Origin of the sequence: Bosea sp. (in: a-proteobacteria) (assembly GCF_023953965.1) — a bacterium.
Taxonomy (GTDB): domain Bacteria; phylum Pseudomonadota; class Alphaproteobacteria; order Rhizobiales; family Beijerinckiaceae; genus Allobosea.
The window spans coordinates 56274-73075 of sequence record NZ_JAMLIX010000001.1 but is presented as its reverse complement, the minus strand read 5'-3'; the positions used below and the strand labels follow the sequence as shown (position 1 = coordinate 73075).

Genomic DNA, 16802 nt, shown 5'->3' with positions numbered 1-16802 from the left:
CGTCAGCCGATCACGTCGATGATGAGGTTGCCGAGCTTGTCCACCCGGGCCGAGGAGTTAGGCTCGATCACGGTGGTCGCGTCCAGCTGGTGCACGATGGCCGGACCTTTGATCAGCGCTCCGACCGGAAGCATTTCGCGGTCGAGCAGCATGGCCTCCTTCCAGCCGCCGCCGGAGAACATCGGCCGGGTGCCGATCACGGCGAGGTCCGGCGTAGCGGCGCGCTTTCCCGCATCCAGCAGCGCCGCCACGGAAAAATGCCTCCGATATCCGATGACGGACGTATTGATGTTGACGAGGATGGCCTTCATTCCCGGCAGGCGCATCTGGAACCGCTGGAAGAACGCCGCGTCCAGGGCTGCTTTCAGGTCCTCACGGCCGGGCCGCGCGCTCGATACCGGCACACGGATGATATGCGTCTGTCCGACGAACTGCATGTCGGCGGAATGGAAGACGCGCGTGTCGAGGATCTTGTCCGCCTGCTTGCCATTGAGCGCCATGCCACGGTCGATCTGGTCTTGCATGATGTCGGCCACCGCCTCCATCTCGACCAGATCGAGAGGGCGGTTGATCGTCTTCACCAGATCCTGACGAAAATCGGCGACGAGGCAGCCCAGCGCATTGGTCAGGCCGGGGCGGGCGGGCACCAGCACCCGGGGGATCCCCAGCTCGCGAGCGATCGAAACCGCGTGAAGCGGGCCTGCTCCGCCGAATGCGAAGAGCACGAAATCCCGGGGATCGTGACCTTGGGAGACCGACACCATGCGGATCGCGCCCGACATATGGACATTGCCGAGATGAATGACAGCCTCGGCGGCCTCCTCGACCGTCAGCCCCAGCGGCCTGGCGAGCCTCTCGGAAAAGATGGCGCGGATGCGTTCGATCGGGGCTCCTTCGCCGACCGACAGCAATCTGGCCGGGTCGAGCCGGCCAAGCAGCAGATGGGCGTCCGTGATCGTCGGCAGTTCGCCGCCGCGGCCATAGCAGATCGGGCCCGGCTTCGAGCCGGCGCTCTCCGGACCGATGCGGAGAAAGCCCGCCGCATCGACGCGCGCGATGGATCCGCCTCCTGCCCCGACGGATCTGACGTCGATCATCGGCACATGGATCGGGATACCGTAATCGATCGTGATCTCGGACGAGACCTCGGGCACGCCGCCGCGGATAACCGCGACATCCGTCGAGGTGCCGCCCATGTCGTAGGTGATCGCGTTCGGGAAACCACTTTGAGACAGGGTCGCGGAAGCGGCAATGACACCCGATGCGGGGCCGGACATGACGGTCTTGGCCGCTTCCTCGGCAACATGGCGGGCAGGGACGGTGCCACCATTGCCGCTCATGACGAGGACGTCGTGCTGGAAGCCGCCGCGCTCGAGCTCCGCCTGGAGACGGGCGATATAGCGCTGAAGCAAGGGCTGGACCGAAGCGTTGACCGCGGCCGTCGAGCCTCGCTCGAACTCGCGGCACTCGGAAAGCAAGCTGTGGCCGAGCGTGACGTATGCGTTGGGCCAAACCTCGCGAACGATCTTCCCCGCCGCGATCTCGTGGACAGGATTTGCGTAGGCGTGGAGGAAATGAACGACGATGCTCTCGCATCCCAGCTCCAGGAGCCGTTCCGCAGCCTGCCGGACGCCGGCTTTGTCGAGCGGTATGACGACCTCGCCTTGCGCGTTGATGCGCTCGTTGGCTTCCAGCCGCAGCTCCCTGGCGATCAACGGGTTGAAACCGCCCATCAGCCCATAAGTATTTGGTCGCGTACGTCTTCCCAGTTCAAGAACGTCACGGAAGCCGCAGGTGGTAATCAGCCCGGTCCTGGCAAGCTTGCGTTCCAGCAACGCGTTCGTCGTGACCGTCGTCCCATGGATGACGAGATCGAGCGAGGCCGGGGAAAGTCCTGCGGAGTTGATGGCGTTGATCACGCCGATCGACTGATTGTCCGTGGTGGTCGGAGTCTTGGCAAATCGAACGGCAACGCCTGACGGGTTTTCCTCATAAAGGATGAGATCCGTAAAAGTGCCGCCCACATCGATGCCGGCTGTTCGAATCATCTGAAATCGCCTTTCAGGAACGCTGCTTCAGGTTGGATCTACCGTCCCGAAAGAACCGATACGTTCCATATGCCTCGGCTCCGCGCGTCGATGGGACTTCTTGCCGGCCGCTGGCCATTCTCCGCTCCGCTCAATTCCTTGCGCAAGAAAATAACTGATGGCGGCAGATTAATTCGCTTGATTTTCGATGCTGCTGCGCATGTTTGTTTCGCTTGAGGCAGGAATCTCCCTGAAATTGCCATGGGGCAACCGGAAGTCGCTCGCGCGGCCGAGAGGGCGGCATGCGGGAGATCGGCAGCCCGAGCACGGGCGGCGTGGTCCGCCGCGGCGAGCGCCGGGCATGCCGCAAGCCCGAAGGCTCAGTTCTGCACGAAATTCGTCGGCAGCGGGCGCACGGCGGGGCCGGTGAAGGTGCCGGGCTTGGCGTCGAGCGGGTCGCCATGGCTGAAGCCGAGGGAGGCCGCCGGGCTCGGGCCGGCGATCGGCGCGCGGGAGGGCGCGGCGGTGCGGGCGCGAGCCGTCGCGACGCTGACCGGCCGGCCGGAGGCGGCGCCGGTGCGGGCGACTGCGGCGAACAGGGAATCGAGGCCGCCGCGGTCGAGCTGCGACGGCTCCCCGGCTTCCTCCTCGAGAGAGCCCGCGCGCCGCGTGGCCGTGACGAAGCTGACGCCGCCCTCGCGCGGGCGCACCGGCGGCAGGGCCACGACGACGAGGCGCCCTTCCGCGCTGTCGGCGGCGCGCAGCGCGGCTATGGCGGCGTCCGCCAACTCCGTCGGCCGCAGCGGCGGCAGCGGGGCATTGACCGGCCGGCCGGCCAGGATGGTTTCGCTCGCCGCAGCAACCTCGCCGGGGCGGCGCGGCGGCAGGGAGGCGAGCACGAGCTTCTGCTCGGGCTGGGGGGCGAAGGCGAGCGCCCCGCCCGCCGCCGGCAGCGCGGCGATCTGCACGGGCGCGCCGTCGTCGGCCGGCGCGGTGAGGCCACGCGGCCGTGCCAGCGGCAGCGGCGCATCGATCAGTTGCGGGCCGCGCGGCGCCGGGGCGGCCGCGACCGCCGGCTGGTCGGCGGGTTCCGGCGTGGGCGCCGGCTGCGGCGGCTCGGTCCCGATCCGCGGCGCCAGGCGTTCCGAGCGCTCGCGGGTCAGCGTACGCGTCACGGGTTCGGGGGCGGCCGCCCTCGAGGTGGCGAAGCGGCCGCCATCGGCGGAATTGCCGTCGTCGACGGGATTGGCATAGGCCATGACCACCGGCTGCTGCTGGCGCGGCGCGGCGCGGCGGCCGCGCGCCGCCGGGCGGGCATCGGCCTCCTCGTCGTCGCCGCCGAACAGCGAGGCCCACAGGCTCTTGCGGCCGGACGCGATGACGGCGCCCTCGTCGAGATCGGCGCTGGCATAGCCGGCGACGGCGCCGCCGCCCGACAGGATCTCCGCCTTGGCGAGCTCGTAGCCGGCGAGCGGCTGGCCGTCGGCGGGCAGATGCACCGTCTTCTGGTCGGGGAAGAGGCGCACGAGCTGGTCGCGCGTCATCCGCGGCCAGGAGCGCACCGATCCGACATCGAGATGGACGAAGGGGGTGTGGGCGTTCGGATAGAAGCCGACGCCGCCGCGCTGGAGTCGCATGCCGATCTCGCGGATGCGGGCGGTCGGCGTGTCGGGCAGGTAGAAATCCATCGCCTTGCCGAGCATGTGCTGGCTGTGCTTGGCGACGGCGCGCGAGCGCCGGCGCAGCATCGCGTTGGTGCCGGGCGCGCGATAGGCCGAGACGACGTGGAAGGGCTGGTCGGAGCCGAGCTGGCGCTGCGCCTCCCAGACGACGTCGAACAGGCGCGGGTCCATGCGGATCGGCTCGTCGGTGCGCCAGTCGCGCAAGGCCCAGTTCAGCTTTTCCAGCGCGGCCGAATCGTAGCGGCCGTCACGCTTGAAGGTGACGGTCGTCTCCTCCTTGGTGTGCATGTGCCGGATGGTGATGGTGCGGGTGTCGCCGTTGGCGGCGGCGTTCTGCGTGCCGCGGATGCCGATGAGGGAGGCGGCGAGCGCGATGCCGAGCGCCAGGACATGCCGCGCGGCCGGCTTGAAGCCGGACGGCGCATGGCCTGGGAGCGTGGCGTTTGTCCTGCCCAATCTGTCTGACCCGTCTCGGTGCCCCCGCCGAAGCGGCGCGATGAACGTGAACGAACAGTTGCGGAGAAGCGTTAACGACTCGTTAGCGAGCCGGCAATCGCCGCGCCGGGAATTTCCTGCCGAAGGTGGCTAAAGACGGATCGTGGCGAAAAGGTGCCCGCCGCAAGGTGGGCGCCGTGACAGCCCGAGGGCCGGGCCAGATCGTCAGCCCTGCTGCTCCAGCGCCTGCCTGACCAGCCTGTGGAAACCGTAGACGTCGTCGAAGCGGGTGATCTGGCCGTCCTCGCCGACGACGATGGTGTTGTAGACGAGGTGGATCGCCAGCGGCTGCGGCAGGTTGATGCGGCGTTCGCCAGAGCCGATCAGGCGCTTCAGCCGCTCATGCGTCCATTCCGGGCCGAGCACCTGGTCGGCGAGCGCGAAGGGGTTCTCGACGCGCACGCAGCCATGGCTGAAGGCGCGCTTCTCGGCGCTGAACAGGCGCCGGTTCGGCGTGTCGTGCAGATAGACCGCATGCTCGTTGGGGAACATGAACTTGATCCAGCCGAGCGCGTTGCGCTCGCCCGGCGGCTGGCGCACCGAGATGCCGCCGCCCTTGGTGCGGGTCACGACATAGCCGCGCTTGGCGGCATAGTCCGGATCGGCGGCGAGGCCCGGCAGGAATTCCTTCCTCAGGATCGAGGGCGGCACGTACCAGGACGGGTTGACGATGACGTGGTCCATCCGGTGCGAGAAGATCGGCGTCGCCGATTCCGGCTTGCCGATGATGGCGCGGGCCTCGTGGACGACCTTGCCGGCGCGCAAGACGCGCACCCGCATCTCCGGCACGTTGACCATGATGCGGTCGGCTCCGAGATCGGGCGGCAGCCAGCGCCAGCGCTCCATCTGGGCGACGAGGTCCTCCTCGCCGCGCGCGCTCGCAGGTCTGCCGAGCGCGGCGAGCGTCGGCCCGCTCAGGATGCCGTTGGCCGGCAGCCCGGCCTTCTTCTGGAAATCGGCGAGCGCGAGCGCGGTCGAGCGGTCGAAGACCGGCTCCTCGCTCGGGCCGAGGCCGAGCCGCGCCCTGACCAGGGGCACGCGCGCGTCGCGCATGCCGAGCTTGAGCGGCGGGCCGGCGGGGATGCGCACGAGCGGCGTATCGTCGAGATGCTCGCGCATTTCCGCAAGCTTCGCCTTGAGGCGGCGATAGCCCTCATGCGGCGGGTTGTAGGCGGAAAGCGCCGCGCCCGCATCGCTCGCGCCGGTGAGCGTGGAGAGCACCTCCTCCGCCGAAGGCAGGTGGAGCGTCGGCGTGATCAGCTTCGAGAGCCGGCGCGGATCGAGGCGCCCGCCGCGCGCGTCGCGGGCATAGAGCACGGCGAGCGCCGAGAGGCGGATGTCGGCTGAGGCGAGCTTGTCCCGGTCGCTCGCCTCGAAGACGGGCAGGGGATAGTCGTTCGGCCGCAAGGCGTCCTCGGCGGCGCGGCCGAGCTGGGCTGCGATGCGCTTGCCGGCCTCGTTCCAGCCCTTGGCGCCGACCCAGAACGGGCGGTTCTCATTGGCCTGATAGGCGGCGGCGATCGCGGCGCGCTCGCGCTCGCCGAGGCGGTGCAGCGTCAGCGCCTCGGGCAGGGCGGCGACGACCGCGGCCGCGAATTCGGAGCCGGGCGGCAGCGTGATGACGACCTTCGGCACCTCCGGCAGCGGCACCAGCGGCTCGACGGCCCGCAGCGGGCCGGTGGCGGGCGCAAGCGCCGGGTCGGCCGCCGGCATCTCGACTGCGGGGATGTCGAGCGTGATCGTCTCGGCGGCCTCGTCGAGCGGTGCGGCGGCATCCTGCTTCGCCGGGTCCTGCGGGCGGCTCGCGGGCGTGACCGTGCCGGTCACGATCTCCGGCTCGTGAGCCTCGGAGAGGTCGAGCGGCGGCTCTTCCGGCAGCGGGATCGCGAGCACCGGATCGAAGGCCGTGCGTGTCTCGGCGCTGAGCGGAAGGCAGCCCAGCATGATGGCCAGAGCGGAGGCCGAGGCCCGGTTCGCCCAGTGGCGAGGAGGCATGGTCGCTATCCCGATTTCTGCCGAATCCCGCCATTCCTGCGTGACTCGGCTGGTTGAGACAAGATACGGCGGCGCAACAGGCCGCCGCATTCCGATTGGTCGCGGCTCAGGCCGCGTCGGTTTCCTCGGCCGGCGTTTCGCTCTCGATCAGTCCGTAATCCTTGAGCTTGCGGTAGAGCGTCGAGCGGCCGATGCCGAGCTTGCGCGAGACCTCGGACATGTGCCCGCGGTAATGCGCCAGCGCGAAGGTGATGATTTCGCGCTCCAGCTCGTCGAGCTTGCGCATGTCGGAGCCGGCGACGAGCTCGAGCGCGTTGGGATCGCGCACCGGCATCTGGATGATGCGCGGCGCAGGCTCGCCTTGCGCCTCGGGGCGGGCGAGCGGGGCCGGCGCCGGCGGGACCTCGACCGCGTAGCCGTCCATCTGCGCGGCGATCTGCGGGAATTCGGCGATACCGAGCTCGGGGCCGTCGGCGAGCACCACGGCGCGGAACACGGCGTTCTCGAGCTGGCGGACGTTGCCCGGCCAGTCATAGCCGGTGATCAGGGCGGTTGCCTCGGCCGAAAGCCCGGTGAGCTTGCGGCCCTCCTCGGCGGCGAAGCGGGCGAGGAAGCCGCGCGCCAGATCGGCGATGTCCTCGCGGCGCTGGCGCAGCGGCGGCAGCGTGATCGGGAAGACGTTGAGGCGGTAGTACAGGTCCTCGCGGAAGGCGCCGCGCTTGACCTGGTCGAGCAGGCTCTTGTTGGTGGCCGAGATCAGGCGGATGTCGACGCGCACCGATTTGCGGCCGCCGACGGGGTCGACCTCGCCCTCCTGGATGGCGCGCAGGAGCTTGACCTGGGCGTCGAGCGGCAGTTCGCCGACCTCGTCGAGGAAGAGCGTGCCGCCGTTGGCCTCGACGAACTTGCCGAGATGGCGCTCGGTCGCGCCGGTGAAGGCGCCCTTCTCATGGCCGAACAGGATCGATTCGACGAGGTTGTGCGGGATCGCGCCGCAATTCACCGTGACGAAGGGCTTGCCCTTGCGGTCGCTGGAGCCCTGGATCGCGCGCGCCAGCACCTCCTTGCCGACGCCGGATTCGCCCTCGATCAGGATCGGGATGTTCGACTTCGCCGCGCGCTCGGCCAATCTGACGACGCGGGCCATGTCGGGGCTGCGCGTCGTAAGGTCGCGGAAGCCGAGCGTGTTCGCGGCGCGGCGCTTGATGTGGCGCAGCTCGTGCTCGAGCGCGCCGAGCTTCAGCGCGTTGCGCAGCGAGACCTGGAGGCGCTCGGTACCGACGGGCTTGACCACGAAATCGACGGCGCCGGCGCGCATGGCGGCGACGACGGTCTCGATCGAGCCGTTCGCCGTCTGGACGATGACGGGGATCTCGCTGCCGCGTTCGCGCAGCGCCGCGAGCACGCCCATGCCGTCGAGGCCGGGCATGTTGAGGTCGAGCACGACCGCATCGAAGCGCGCGCCCTCGGGCGCGCCGATGAGGCTGAGCGCGGCCTCGCCGTTCTCGACGCTCGCGACCTCGCAGCCGAGGCGCTTCAGCATGGCGTCGAGCAGGCGGCGCTGGACGGGGTCGTCGTCGACGATCAGGACGGTGTCGGTCATGGCACCTCGAAAGCCCATGCAATATGAAAGAAATCTTGGCGGGCGGCGGAATCGCCTGTTCCGTTCTGGGGCATGTTCGGTGAGAAGGGTTAAGCCGGGTTTAAGCCGGGGCCGCCGTTGATCGCCGGGCCGGTGCCGGCCTAAGGATGAGACTGGCTTCAGTGCGCAGAGGTATCGAGCGAATGGGTTTTCACGACACGGTCCTGCGTTCTGGCGAGAGTGCGGCGGCGGCCCGGACGATCGGGGAGCTGCCGGAATGGGATCTGACCCATCTCTATCCCGGCATCGATTCAGCCGCGTTCAAGGGCGATCTCGACCGCGCGCATGCGGACGCGCAGGCGCTGTCGGCGCGCTATCGCGGCAAGCTCGCCGAGATCGCGGGAGAGCCCGACGGCAGCGCGACGCTCGCCGCGGCGGTGAGGAGCTATGAAGGTCTGAGCGACCTGCTCGGCCGGATCGGCGCCTATGCGGGGCTCGTCTATGCCGGCGACACCACCGATCCCCAGTGCGCCAAGTTCTATGGCGACACGCAGGACAGGCTCAACGCCGCGATCACCGAGCTTTTGTTCTTCGAGCTGGAATTGAACCGCATCGAGCCCGAGCTGATGGCGAAGGTGGCGGGTGAGGCGCCGCTTTCGCACTGGAAGCCCTGGCTCGACGATCTCGCCCGCGACAAGCCGCACCAGCTCGAGGACCGGATCGAGACGCTGTTCCACGAGAAGTCGATGACCGGCGCCGCCGCCTGGAACCGGCTCTTCGACGAGACCATCGCCTCGCTGCGCTTCACCGTCGATGGCGAGGAGCTGACGCTGGAGCTCACGCTCAACAAGCTGCAGGACAGCGATGGCGAGGTGCGGCGCAAGGCGGCCGAGGCGCTGAGCACGGTGTTCCGCAAGGAACTGCGCATCTTCGCGCTGATCACCAATACGCTCGCCAAGGACAAGGAGATCTCCGACCGCTGGCGCAAGTTCGAGGACGTCGCGGATTCGCGCCATCTCGCCAACCGGGTCGAGCGCGAGGTGGTGGATGCGCTGGTTTCGGCCGTGCGCGAAGCCTATCCGCGCCTGTCGCACCGCTATTATCGGCTTAAAGCGAAGTGGTTCGGCCGCGAGGAGCTGGATTTCTGGGACCGCAACGCGCCGCTGCCGCAGGTCGAGCAGCGCACGATCCCCTGGACCGAGGCGCGCAAGACCGTGCTCTCCGCCTATGCCGCCTTCTCGCCGGAGATGGCGGCGATCGCGCAGCGCTTCTTCGACGAGCGCTGGATCGACGCCCCGCCACGTCCGGGCAAGGCGCCGGGCGCCTTCGCGCATCCGACCGTGCCGTCCGCGCATCCATACGTGCTGCTGAACTACCAGGGCAAGCCGCGCGACGTGATGACGCTCGCCCATGAGCTCGGCCATGGCGTGCATCAGGTGCTGGCGGCGCCGAACGGGGCCCTGATGGCGCCGACGCCGCTGACTCTGGCCGAGACGGCGAGCGTCTTCGGCGAGATGCTGACCTTCCGCAAGCTGCTCGACTCGACCTCCGACCCGAAGCAGCGCAAGGCGATGCTGGCGGCCAAGGTCGAGGACATGATCAACACGGTCGTGCGCCAGATCGCCTTCTACACCTTTGAGCGCAAGGTCCATGAGGCGCGCCGCGAGGGCGAGCTGACGCCCGAGGCTTTGTGCGCGATCTGGATGAGCGTGCAGGGCGAGAGCCTGGGCCCGGCGATCCGGCTCTCGGCGGCTTACGAGCCCTATTGGTGCTATGTCCCGCACTTCATCCATTCGCCCTTCTACGTCTATGCCTATGCCTTCGGGGATTGCCTGGTGAACTCGCTCTACGGCGTCTACCAGAACGCCGCCGAGGGCTTCCAGGAGCGCTATTTCGCGCTGCTCTCGGCCGGCGGCAGCAAGCCCTATGGCGAGCTGCTCAAGCCTTTCGGCCTCGATGCGAAGGACCCGGGCTTCTGGCAGATCGGGCTGACGATGATCGAGGGGATGATCGTCGAGCTGGAAGGGATGGAGTAGCGGCTTCGCCGCTTCCCTAAAACTGCACCCTCAACCCCACCAGCGAGACGTTGGCGGTGTAATCGGAGCCCTGGGCCGTCGAGTTCAGGCGCTCATGGGTGAAGCTCGCGCGGACCGCGAAGGTGCGCGTCAGCCTGTATTCCAGCCGCGCGCCGACATTGCTGTAGTCCTCGCGCAGGCCCTGCCCGTCATATTCGGTCCGGGTGAAATTGGTGAAGCCGGTGACGGTGAGGTTGCGGCGCAGCGCATGGGCGACTTCCAGCGTGGCGCGCCGCACCGTGGTGCCCGAGGAGCCCGCGATTGTGGTGTCGCCGAGCTCGGCGCCGCCGCGCAGCGTGACGGTGGTCAGCGGCGTCGGCGTCCACAGCACGGCCGCGTCGCCGACGAAGCCGCGCAGGTTCTTCAGCCGTGAATCGTCGTATTTGCGGTTCTGATAGCCGCCGGAGACTTCGCCGGTGAGCTGCCGGCTGATCTCGAAGCTCGATCCGACGCGTCCGGTCAGGCCGTTCGAGGAGCGCTCGTAGCCGTAGAAATCCGCCTTCTCGTCGAAATCGCGGTGGTCGATCTCGGCCTCGGCGAAGGGCTTGAACCCGGGCGTGACCTCGTAGGCCGCGCGCAGGCGCAGGCCGTACTGCGTCATGTTGCGGTCCTTCTGCGACAGCATCGCGCCGTTGGAGAGCCGGGCGTCCTCGTAGTCGCTGCGGTCGACCGAGCCGCGCAGCGTCAGTTGCAGCCGGTTGATGTCGTGGGTCATGCCGGCCGAGCCGCCATATTGCCAGATCTGCGGCCGGCCGGCGACGGCGGCGGTCAGGTCCGGCGAGCCGGGGCGCTGCGTATCGAGCCGGAGGCGCGTTTCGATGAGGAAGCGGGTGTCGCGCGTCGCGTCGAGCCTGAGGTCGAGATTGCCCTGGGCGTCGGGGCGCGAGGCATCCTTGTTGCGGAAGAACTCGAGATAGCCGGCGTTGAGCCGGCCTTTCAGCTCATGGACGTTCCAGTCGGACTGGATCTCCAGCTCGCCCTCGTGCCGGCTGAAGCCCGAGCCCTTGCTGCCCGCCGCCGACGAGCGTTGCGGGTTGGTGTCGTAGCCGATCGAATTGGTGACGGAGGGGCGCAGCGTGACCGCCCCGACGCGAATGCCGAGCGCGGCATAAGGGTCTTCCTCGCTCGCGCTGCGCCGCCGTGGCGGCGGGGCCGGGGCGGGGGGAGGGGGTGGCAGCGCCGCGACGGTCGGCTGCGGCGGCCGGAACTGGCGCTGGGTGACGCCGCGCAGCGCCGGCGCCTGGACCGGATCGCTGGCGCGCGGCGGCTGCCGCGCCGAGACCGCCGAACTCTGCCCGGGCTGATTGCGCAGCGCTTCCGGCTCCGCGCCGACCGCTGCGGGATCGGGCCGCGGGGCTGCGGGCTGCTGGGCGACGTAAGCCGGCGCGCCGCTCCTCAGGCTGCCGCGCGGCATCTGCTGCGCCTCGGCCGGGCAGGCGAGCGCGAGCCCGGCGAGCGCCGTGCCGGATAGAAAGAGGATCGTCGCGCGGCCGGACACGGGCGTCGCTGGGCTCCGGATGGCAGGGCGCGCCCTCATGGCGCGCATGGTTAACGGAGTTAGAACGAACAGGGTTAAGGAGCCGTCAACGCTGGCAACGGCGCGCCGCGCCGTGCTACAGCGCCGCCATGACAGCCGATATCCGCGCCTCCGCCCTTCGCACCGTCGCGACCGAACGGGCCGGCCTCGATACCCTCCACGCGGCGCTCGCCGACGGGCTGGGAGCGCCCTTCACCGAGGCCGTCGCGCTGATCCTGGCCGCGAGCGGGCGCGTGATCGTCTCAGGCATGGGCAAGTCCGGCCATGTCGGGCGCAAGCTCGCCGCGACGCTGGCCTCGACCGGCACGCCCGCCCATTTCGTCCACCCGGCCGAGGCGAGCCATGGCGATCTCGGCATGGTCCGGCCGGAGGATGTGGTGATCGCGCTGTCCTGGTCTGGCGAGACGGCGGAGCTTGCCGCGCTCGTCGGCTATACCCGCCGCTTCCGGGTCGGGCTGATCGCCTTCACCGCCAATCCGCAGAGCACGCTGGGCAGGGAGGCGGATGTCGCGCTGATCCTGCCCAAGGCGGCGGAAGCCTGCCCGAACGGGCTTGCCCCCACCACCTCGACGACGATGCAGATCGCGCTCGGCGATGCGCTGGCGGTCGCGCTCTTGGAGGCGCGCGGCTTCTCGCGGCAGGATTTCTTCGTCTACCACCCCGGCGGCAAGCTCGGCGCGCAGCTCAAGACGGTGGAGAGCATCATGCATCGCGGCGCCGAATTGCCGCTGATCGGCCTCGATACGGCCCTGCCGGACGTCGTCGCCATGATCTCGGCGAAGAGCTTCGGCTGTGCCGTGGTGATGGGGCCGGACGGCAAGCTCGCCGGCGTCGTCACCGATGGCGATTTGCGCCGCAAGGCGGCGATGGGCGGCGGCGGCGCGCTCCGGGCGCGCGACATCATGACGGCGAACCCGCGCCGCGTCGGCCTCGACACGCTCGCGGTCGAGGCGCTGGAGCTGGTCAACCGCAGCCGGATCACGGCGCTGATCGTCGTCGATGCGCAGGACCGCCCGGCCGGGCTCGTCCATGTCCATGATCTCCTGGCGCTGGGGGTCGCCTGATGGCGGCGGGCTCCGGAAAGGCTTGGATAAGGTCCCGATGACCGGCTCCTTCGCCTTGCTTCCCTTCCGCTCGCTGCCTCCCGCCGCCCGCGCCAACGGCGTCACCGCGGTGCTCGGCCCGACCAATACCGGCAAGACCCATCTCGCCATCGAGCGCATGGTCGCCCATCCGACCGGCATGATCGGCCTGCCGCTCAGGCTGCTCGCGCGCGAGGTCTATCAACGGGTGGTCGACAAGGTCGGGCCGCAGGCCGTCGCCCTCGTCACCGGCGAGGAGAAGATCAAGCCTGAGCGCCCGCGCTTCTGGGTCTGCACCGTCGAGGCGATGCCGCGCGACCTCGCCGTCGATTTCGTCGCGATCGACGAGATCCAGCTCGCCGCCGATCTCGACCGCGGCCATGTCTTCACCGACCGGCTTTTGAACCGGCGCGGCCGAGCCGAGACCATGCTGATCGGCGCCGGCACGATGCGCCCGCTGGTCGAGCAGCTGATGCCGGGCGTGAACGTCGTCACGCGCCCGCGCCTCTCCAGCCTCGCCTTCGCCGGCGACCGCAAGATCACCCGCCTGCCGCCGCGCTCGGCCATCGTCGCCTTCTCGGTCGAGGAGGTCTATGCCATCGCCGAGCTGATCCGCCGGCAGAAGGGCGGGGCGGCCGTGGTGCTCGGCGCGCTCTCGCCGCGCACCCGCAACGCCCAGGTCGAGATCTACCAGTCCGGCGACGTCGACTACCTCGTCGCCACCGACGCGATCGGCATGGGGCTCAATCTCGACGTCGACCACATCGCCTTCGCCGGCGACCGGAAGTTCGACGGCCATCATTTCCGCCGCCTCCATCCGGCCGAGTTCGGCCAGATCGCCGGGCGCGCCGGGCGGCATCTGCGCGACGGCTCCTTCGGCACCAGCGGGCGCTGCCCGCCCTTCGACGCCGAGCTCGTCGAGGCGATCGAGAACCACCGCTTCGAGCCGGTGCGCCAGATGCAGTGGCGTAATTCGGATCTCGACCTACGCTCGGTCGCCGGCCTTCTCGACACGCTGAACCTCCAGCCTTCCGAGCAGGGGCTGACGCGGGCCTTGATCGCCGAGGACATGACGACGCTGGAGGCCCTGGCGCGGGACGCCGACGTGGCGGCGCTGGCGCAGGGCCGGGCGGCGGTGGAGCGGCTCTGGGAGGTCTGCGGCCTGCCGGACTACCGCAAGATCTCGCCGATGCAGCATGCCGATCTGGCGACGACGCTCTATCTGCGCCTGATGCGCCACGGCCGGCTCGACGTCGACTGGTATGCCCGCCAGCTTGCCGGGCTCGATCGCACCGATGGCGAGATCGACACGCTCTCGGCCCGGATCGCGCAGGTCCGCACCTGGACCTTCGTCGCCAACCGTCCCGACTGGTTGCCTGATCCAGAGCATTGGCAGGGCATGGCGCGTCTTGTAGAGGACAAGCTGTCGGACGCTCTGCACGAGCGCCTGGCCCACCGGTTTGTCGATCGGCGCACCAGCGTTCTGATGCGCCGCTTGCGGGAGAATGCGATGTTGGAGGCTGAGGTCACCGCGACGGGCGACGTGCTCGTCGAGGGCCAGCATGTGGGGATGCTGCAAGGCTTCCGCTTCACGGCGGATCCGAAGGCCGGCGGACCGGAGGTCAAGGCGCTGAACCTGGCGGCGATGAAGGCGCTCGGCTCCGAGATCGAGGCCAGGGCGGCGCGCGTCGTACTGGCGGGCGACGACGCCTTCGTGCTCGCCCATGACGGGCTCCTGCGCTGGACCGGCGAGCCGGTGGCGCGGCTGACGGCCGGCGAGAAGGCGCTCGAACCGCGCTTGCGCCTGCTGGTGGAGGAGCATCTCTCCGGCCCCGCGCGCGAGCAGGTCGAGGCGCGCCTCGCGCTCTGGCTGAAGAACCATATCACCCGCCTGCTCGGCGCCATCCAGATCCTGGAAGCGGCCGAGAGCGCGACCGGCATCGCGCGCGGCATCGCCTTTCAGGCGGCCGAGGCGCTCGGCGTGCTCGAGCGCGCCAAGGTCGGCGAGGAGATGAAGGCGCTCGACCAGGAGGGCCGCGCGGCGCTGCGCCAGCTCGGCCTGCGCTTCGGCGCCTTCCATATCTATATGCCGGCACTGTTGAAGCCGGCGCCGCGCGCGCTCGCCGCCCAGCTCTGGGCGCTGAAGCATGGCGGGCCGGAGACCGCCGGTCTCGACGATATCGCGCATCTGGCGGCATCCGGCCGCACCTCCTTCCCGGTCGACAAGGCCGTGCCGAAGGGGCTCTACCGCGCGGCGGGCTACCGCGTCTGCGGCGAGCGGGCGGTGCGCGTCGACATTCTCGAGCGCCTCGCCGACCTGATCCGCCCGGCCATCGCCTATCGCCCGGGCCTCACGCAAGGCACGCCGCCGGCCGGCGCCGCCGATCAGGACGGTTTCGTCGCCACTGGCGCGATGACCTCGCTCGTCGGCTGCGCCGGCGAGGATTTCGCCTCGATCCTGCGTTCGCTCGGCTATGTCTCGCTGAAGCGTCCGGGCCCCGCCATCACCGTGCCGCTCGCTCCGTCCCCGGCCGCGACCGAGCCGGCACAGCCTGTCGCCGCTGCCGCCGAAGCGGATGTCGCCGCTGCCCCCGAAGCCGGCACCGAGGCCGCGCAGCCCGAGAGTGACGCGCTCGAGGCCGCTGCGGAAGCCGAAGGGCCGAGCGAGCCCGCGACCGCCCTGAACGAAGAGGCGCCGGCCGGGGACGAGACGCCCGTCGCCGAAGCACCGGCGGTCGAGACGGCGGATACGCCGGTCCTCACCGAGGCCGAGCTGGACGCGGTGCGCGAGCCGGTGCCGGCCGATGCGCTCGCGGCCCTGCCCGTCGCCGCTGCCGAGGAGGCCGCGCCCGCCGAGGCCCCCGCTGTGGAGACGGCCCCCGCCGAGCCCGAGCTGATCGAGGTCTGGCGGCCGCATCGCCATCAGGGCGGGCGCCGGCCCGAGCACGGCCAGCGCGGCCGCCGCGACGGCGATGAGCGTCGGGGCGACCGGCCGCAGCGGGACGGCCGCCCCGCCGGGCAGCGCCGCGACCAGCGTCCCGGCCAGCCGCGGCCGGCGGTGGCGCGGGCCGAGGGCGAGGCCGCACAGGGGCAGCGCCAGGAGCGTCCGCGCCAGGAGCGTCCGCATCAGGAGCGTCCGCGCCGTGACGACCAGCCGCAGCGGCAGGGGCGCCCGGAGGGCAATCGCGGGCCGCGGCCCGATTTCAAGCGCGACGGCCGCCCCGGCGGCCCGCGGCGCGAGGAGCGCGGCGGGGCCGAGCGCTTCCAGCAGGCGCCGCGCCCGCGCCCGGCCAACCGCGAGCCGGACCCGGATTCGCCCTTCGCCAAGCTCGCGGCGCTGAAAGCCCAGCTCGAAGGCAAAACCTGAGGCTGGAGGCGCGGCGGCTTGCGGGAGGATCGTCAGCGCTTCGATAAATGGCTCTGGTTCGCGCGCTTCGCCCGGACGCGGCCCGCGGCCGTGCGCCTGGTGGCGGACGGCCATGTCCGCGTCGAGGGGCGGCGCGCCGACAATCCGGCCCAAGGGATTCGGCCCGGTACGGTGCTGACGCTCGCCTTGCCGCATGCGACCGTCGTCGTGCGCGTGCTCGGCTTCGCCGAGCGGCGCGGGGCTTTCGCGGTGGCGCGCGGGCTCTATGAGCGGCTCGATGGCGGCAGCGGCGATGTGTCGCTTGCTGAGGCCGGGGGCGAGGATTAAACCCGCGCCGTGTCGGGCGGCCATGCCGCGGGCGGCCGAGGCGCTAGCGCCCGCGCGCCCCGGACTGCGGAATCCTTCTGCCGACGATCGTGAAAACGGCCTTGAAACCTGCGCCGGGCAAGGGTTTATGGGGTTGTTTAGAAGCGTTGGAAGGGCCGGCCCATGACCTATGTGGTCACCGAGAACTGCATCAAGTGCAAGTACATGGATTGCGTCGAGGTCTGCCCGGTCGACTGCTTCTACGAAGGCGAGAACATGCTCGTCATCCATCCCGACGAATGCATCGATTGCGGCGTCTGCGAGCCGGAATGCCCGGCCGAGGCGATCAAGCCCGATACCGAGCCCGGCCTCGAAAGCTGGCTCACGCTCAACGGCCAATATGCCTCGAGCTGGCCGAACATCACCCAGAAGAAGGAGCCGCCGGCCGACGCCAAGGCCTTCGACGGGGTGCCCGGCAAGCTCGCCATGCTCTCGCCGGAGCCGGGCGAGGGCGACTGATCGCAGGGGTCCGCGGCGGCCCGCGCTTGCGTTAACCAAGACCTCGCCATGCTGCCGCAGGGGGGCGCCGCAGGGCGTTTACCTTTGATTCGGCGTGTTTTTTGTGCTACAAGTCGGCTTCAGTCGAAGTCGTTC

10 protein-coding genes are annotated in these 16802 nt (G+C 70.0%); 5 read left to right on the top strand and 5 right to left on the bottom strand.

The features are described from left to right. Positions 1-2: 2 nt before the first annotated feature. From M9917_RS00295 to M9917_RS00280, 4 genes are all read right to left on the bottom strand, one after another. A complete protein-coding gene (locus tag M9917_RS00295; protein WP_297250200.1) occupies positions 3-2048 on the bottom strand; it encodes a hydantoinase/oxoprolinase family protein in 2046 nt (681 codons plus the stop codon). Positions 2049-2407: 359 nt separating this feature from the next. Continuing rightward, positions 2408-4165: a peptidoglycan L,D-endopeptidase MepK gene (locus tag M9917_RS00290; RefSeq protein WP_367273891.1), complete on the bottom strand. Its 1758-nt coding sequence runs from the start codon at positions 4163-4165 to the stop codon at positions 2408-2410. Between the two features lie 204 nt (positions 4166-4369). Next, positions 4370-6199, bottom strand: a complete 1830-nt coding sequence (locus M9917_RS00285) for a L,D-transpeptidase family protein (protein ID WP_297250198.1) — start codon at positions 6197-6199, stop codon at positions 4370-4372. Between the two features lie 106 nt (positions 6200-6305). Further along, positions 6306-7802: a sigma-54-dependent transcriptional regulator gene (locus tag M9917_RS00280; protein ID WP_297250196.1), complete on the bottom strand. Its 1497-nt coding sequence runs from the start codon at positions 7800-7802 to the stop codon at positions 6306-6308. A gap of 182 nt (positions 7803-7984) precedes the next feature. Here M9917_RS00280 and M9917_RS00275 point away from each other — a divergent pair, with 182 nt between their 5' ends. Further along, a complete protein-coding gene (locus M9917_RS00275) occupies positions 7985-9817 on the top strand; it encodes a M3 family oligoendopeptidase (protein WP_297250194.1) in 1833 nt (610 codons plus the stop codon). Positions 9818-9833: 16 nt separating this feature from the next. Here the strand turns inward: M9917_RS00275 and M9917_RS00270 are convergent, their stop codons facing one another. Continuing rightward, complete coding sequence (locus tag M9917_RS00270) at positions 9834-11354, bottom strand: outer membrane beta-barrel protein (RefSeq protein ID WP_297250192.1); 1521 nt, start codon at positions 11352-11354, stop codon at positions 9834-9836. A gap of 128 nt (positions 11355-11482) precedes the next feature. Between M9917_RS00270 and M9917_RS00265 the strand changes: the two genes are divergently transcribed. The 4 genes from M9917_RS00265 (at position 11483) to fdxA (ending at position 16667) form a co-directional block, all read left to right on the top strand. Further along, positions 11483-12457 (top strand): KpsF/GutQ family sugar-phosphate isomerase, encoded by a 975-nt coding sequence (locus M9917_RS00265; protein WP_297250189.1) that lies wholly within the window; start codon positions 11483-11485, stop codon positions 12455-12457. Between the two features lie 37 nt (positions 12458-12494). Then, positions 12495-15842 carry a helicase-related protein gene (locus M9917_RS00260; protein WP_297250187.1) on the top strand — a complete coding sequence of 1116 codons (3348 nt, stop codon included), beginning with the start codon at positions 12495-12497 and terminating at the stop codon, positions 15840-15842. An 18-nt stretch (positions 15843-15860) separates the two neighbouring features. Then, positions 15861-16169, top strand: a complete 309-nt coding sequence (locus M9917_RS00255; RefSeq protein WP_297250185.1) for an RNA-binding S4 domain-containing protein — start codon at positions 15861-15863, stop codon at positions 16167-16169. 162 nt (positions 16170-16331) lie between these two features. Then, positions 16332-16667, top strand: coding sequence for a ferredoxin FdxA (gene fdxA / locus M9917_RS00250; RefSeq protein WP_297250183.1), 336 nt, complete (start codon positions 16332-16334; stop codon positions 16665-16667). The last annotated feature ends 135 nt before the right edge of the window (positions 16668-16802 follow it).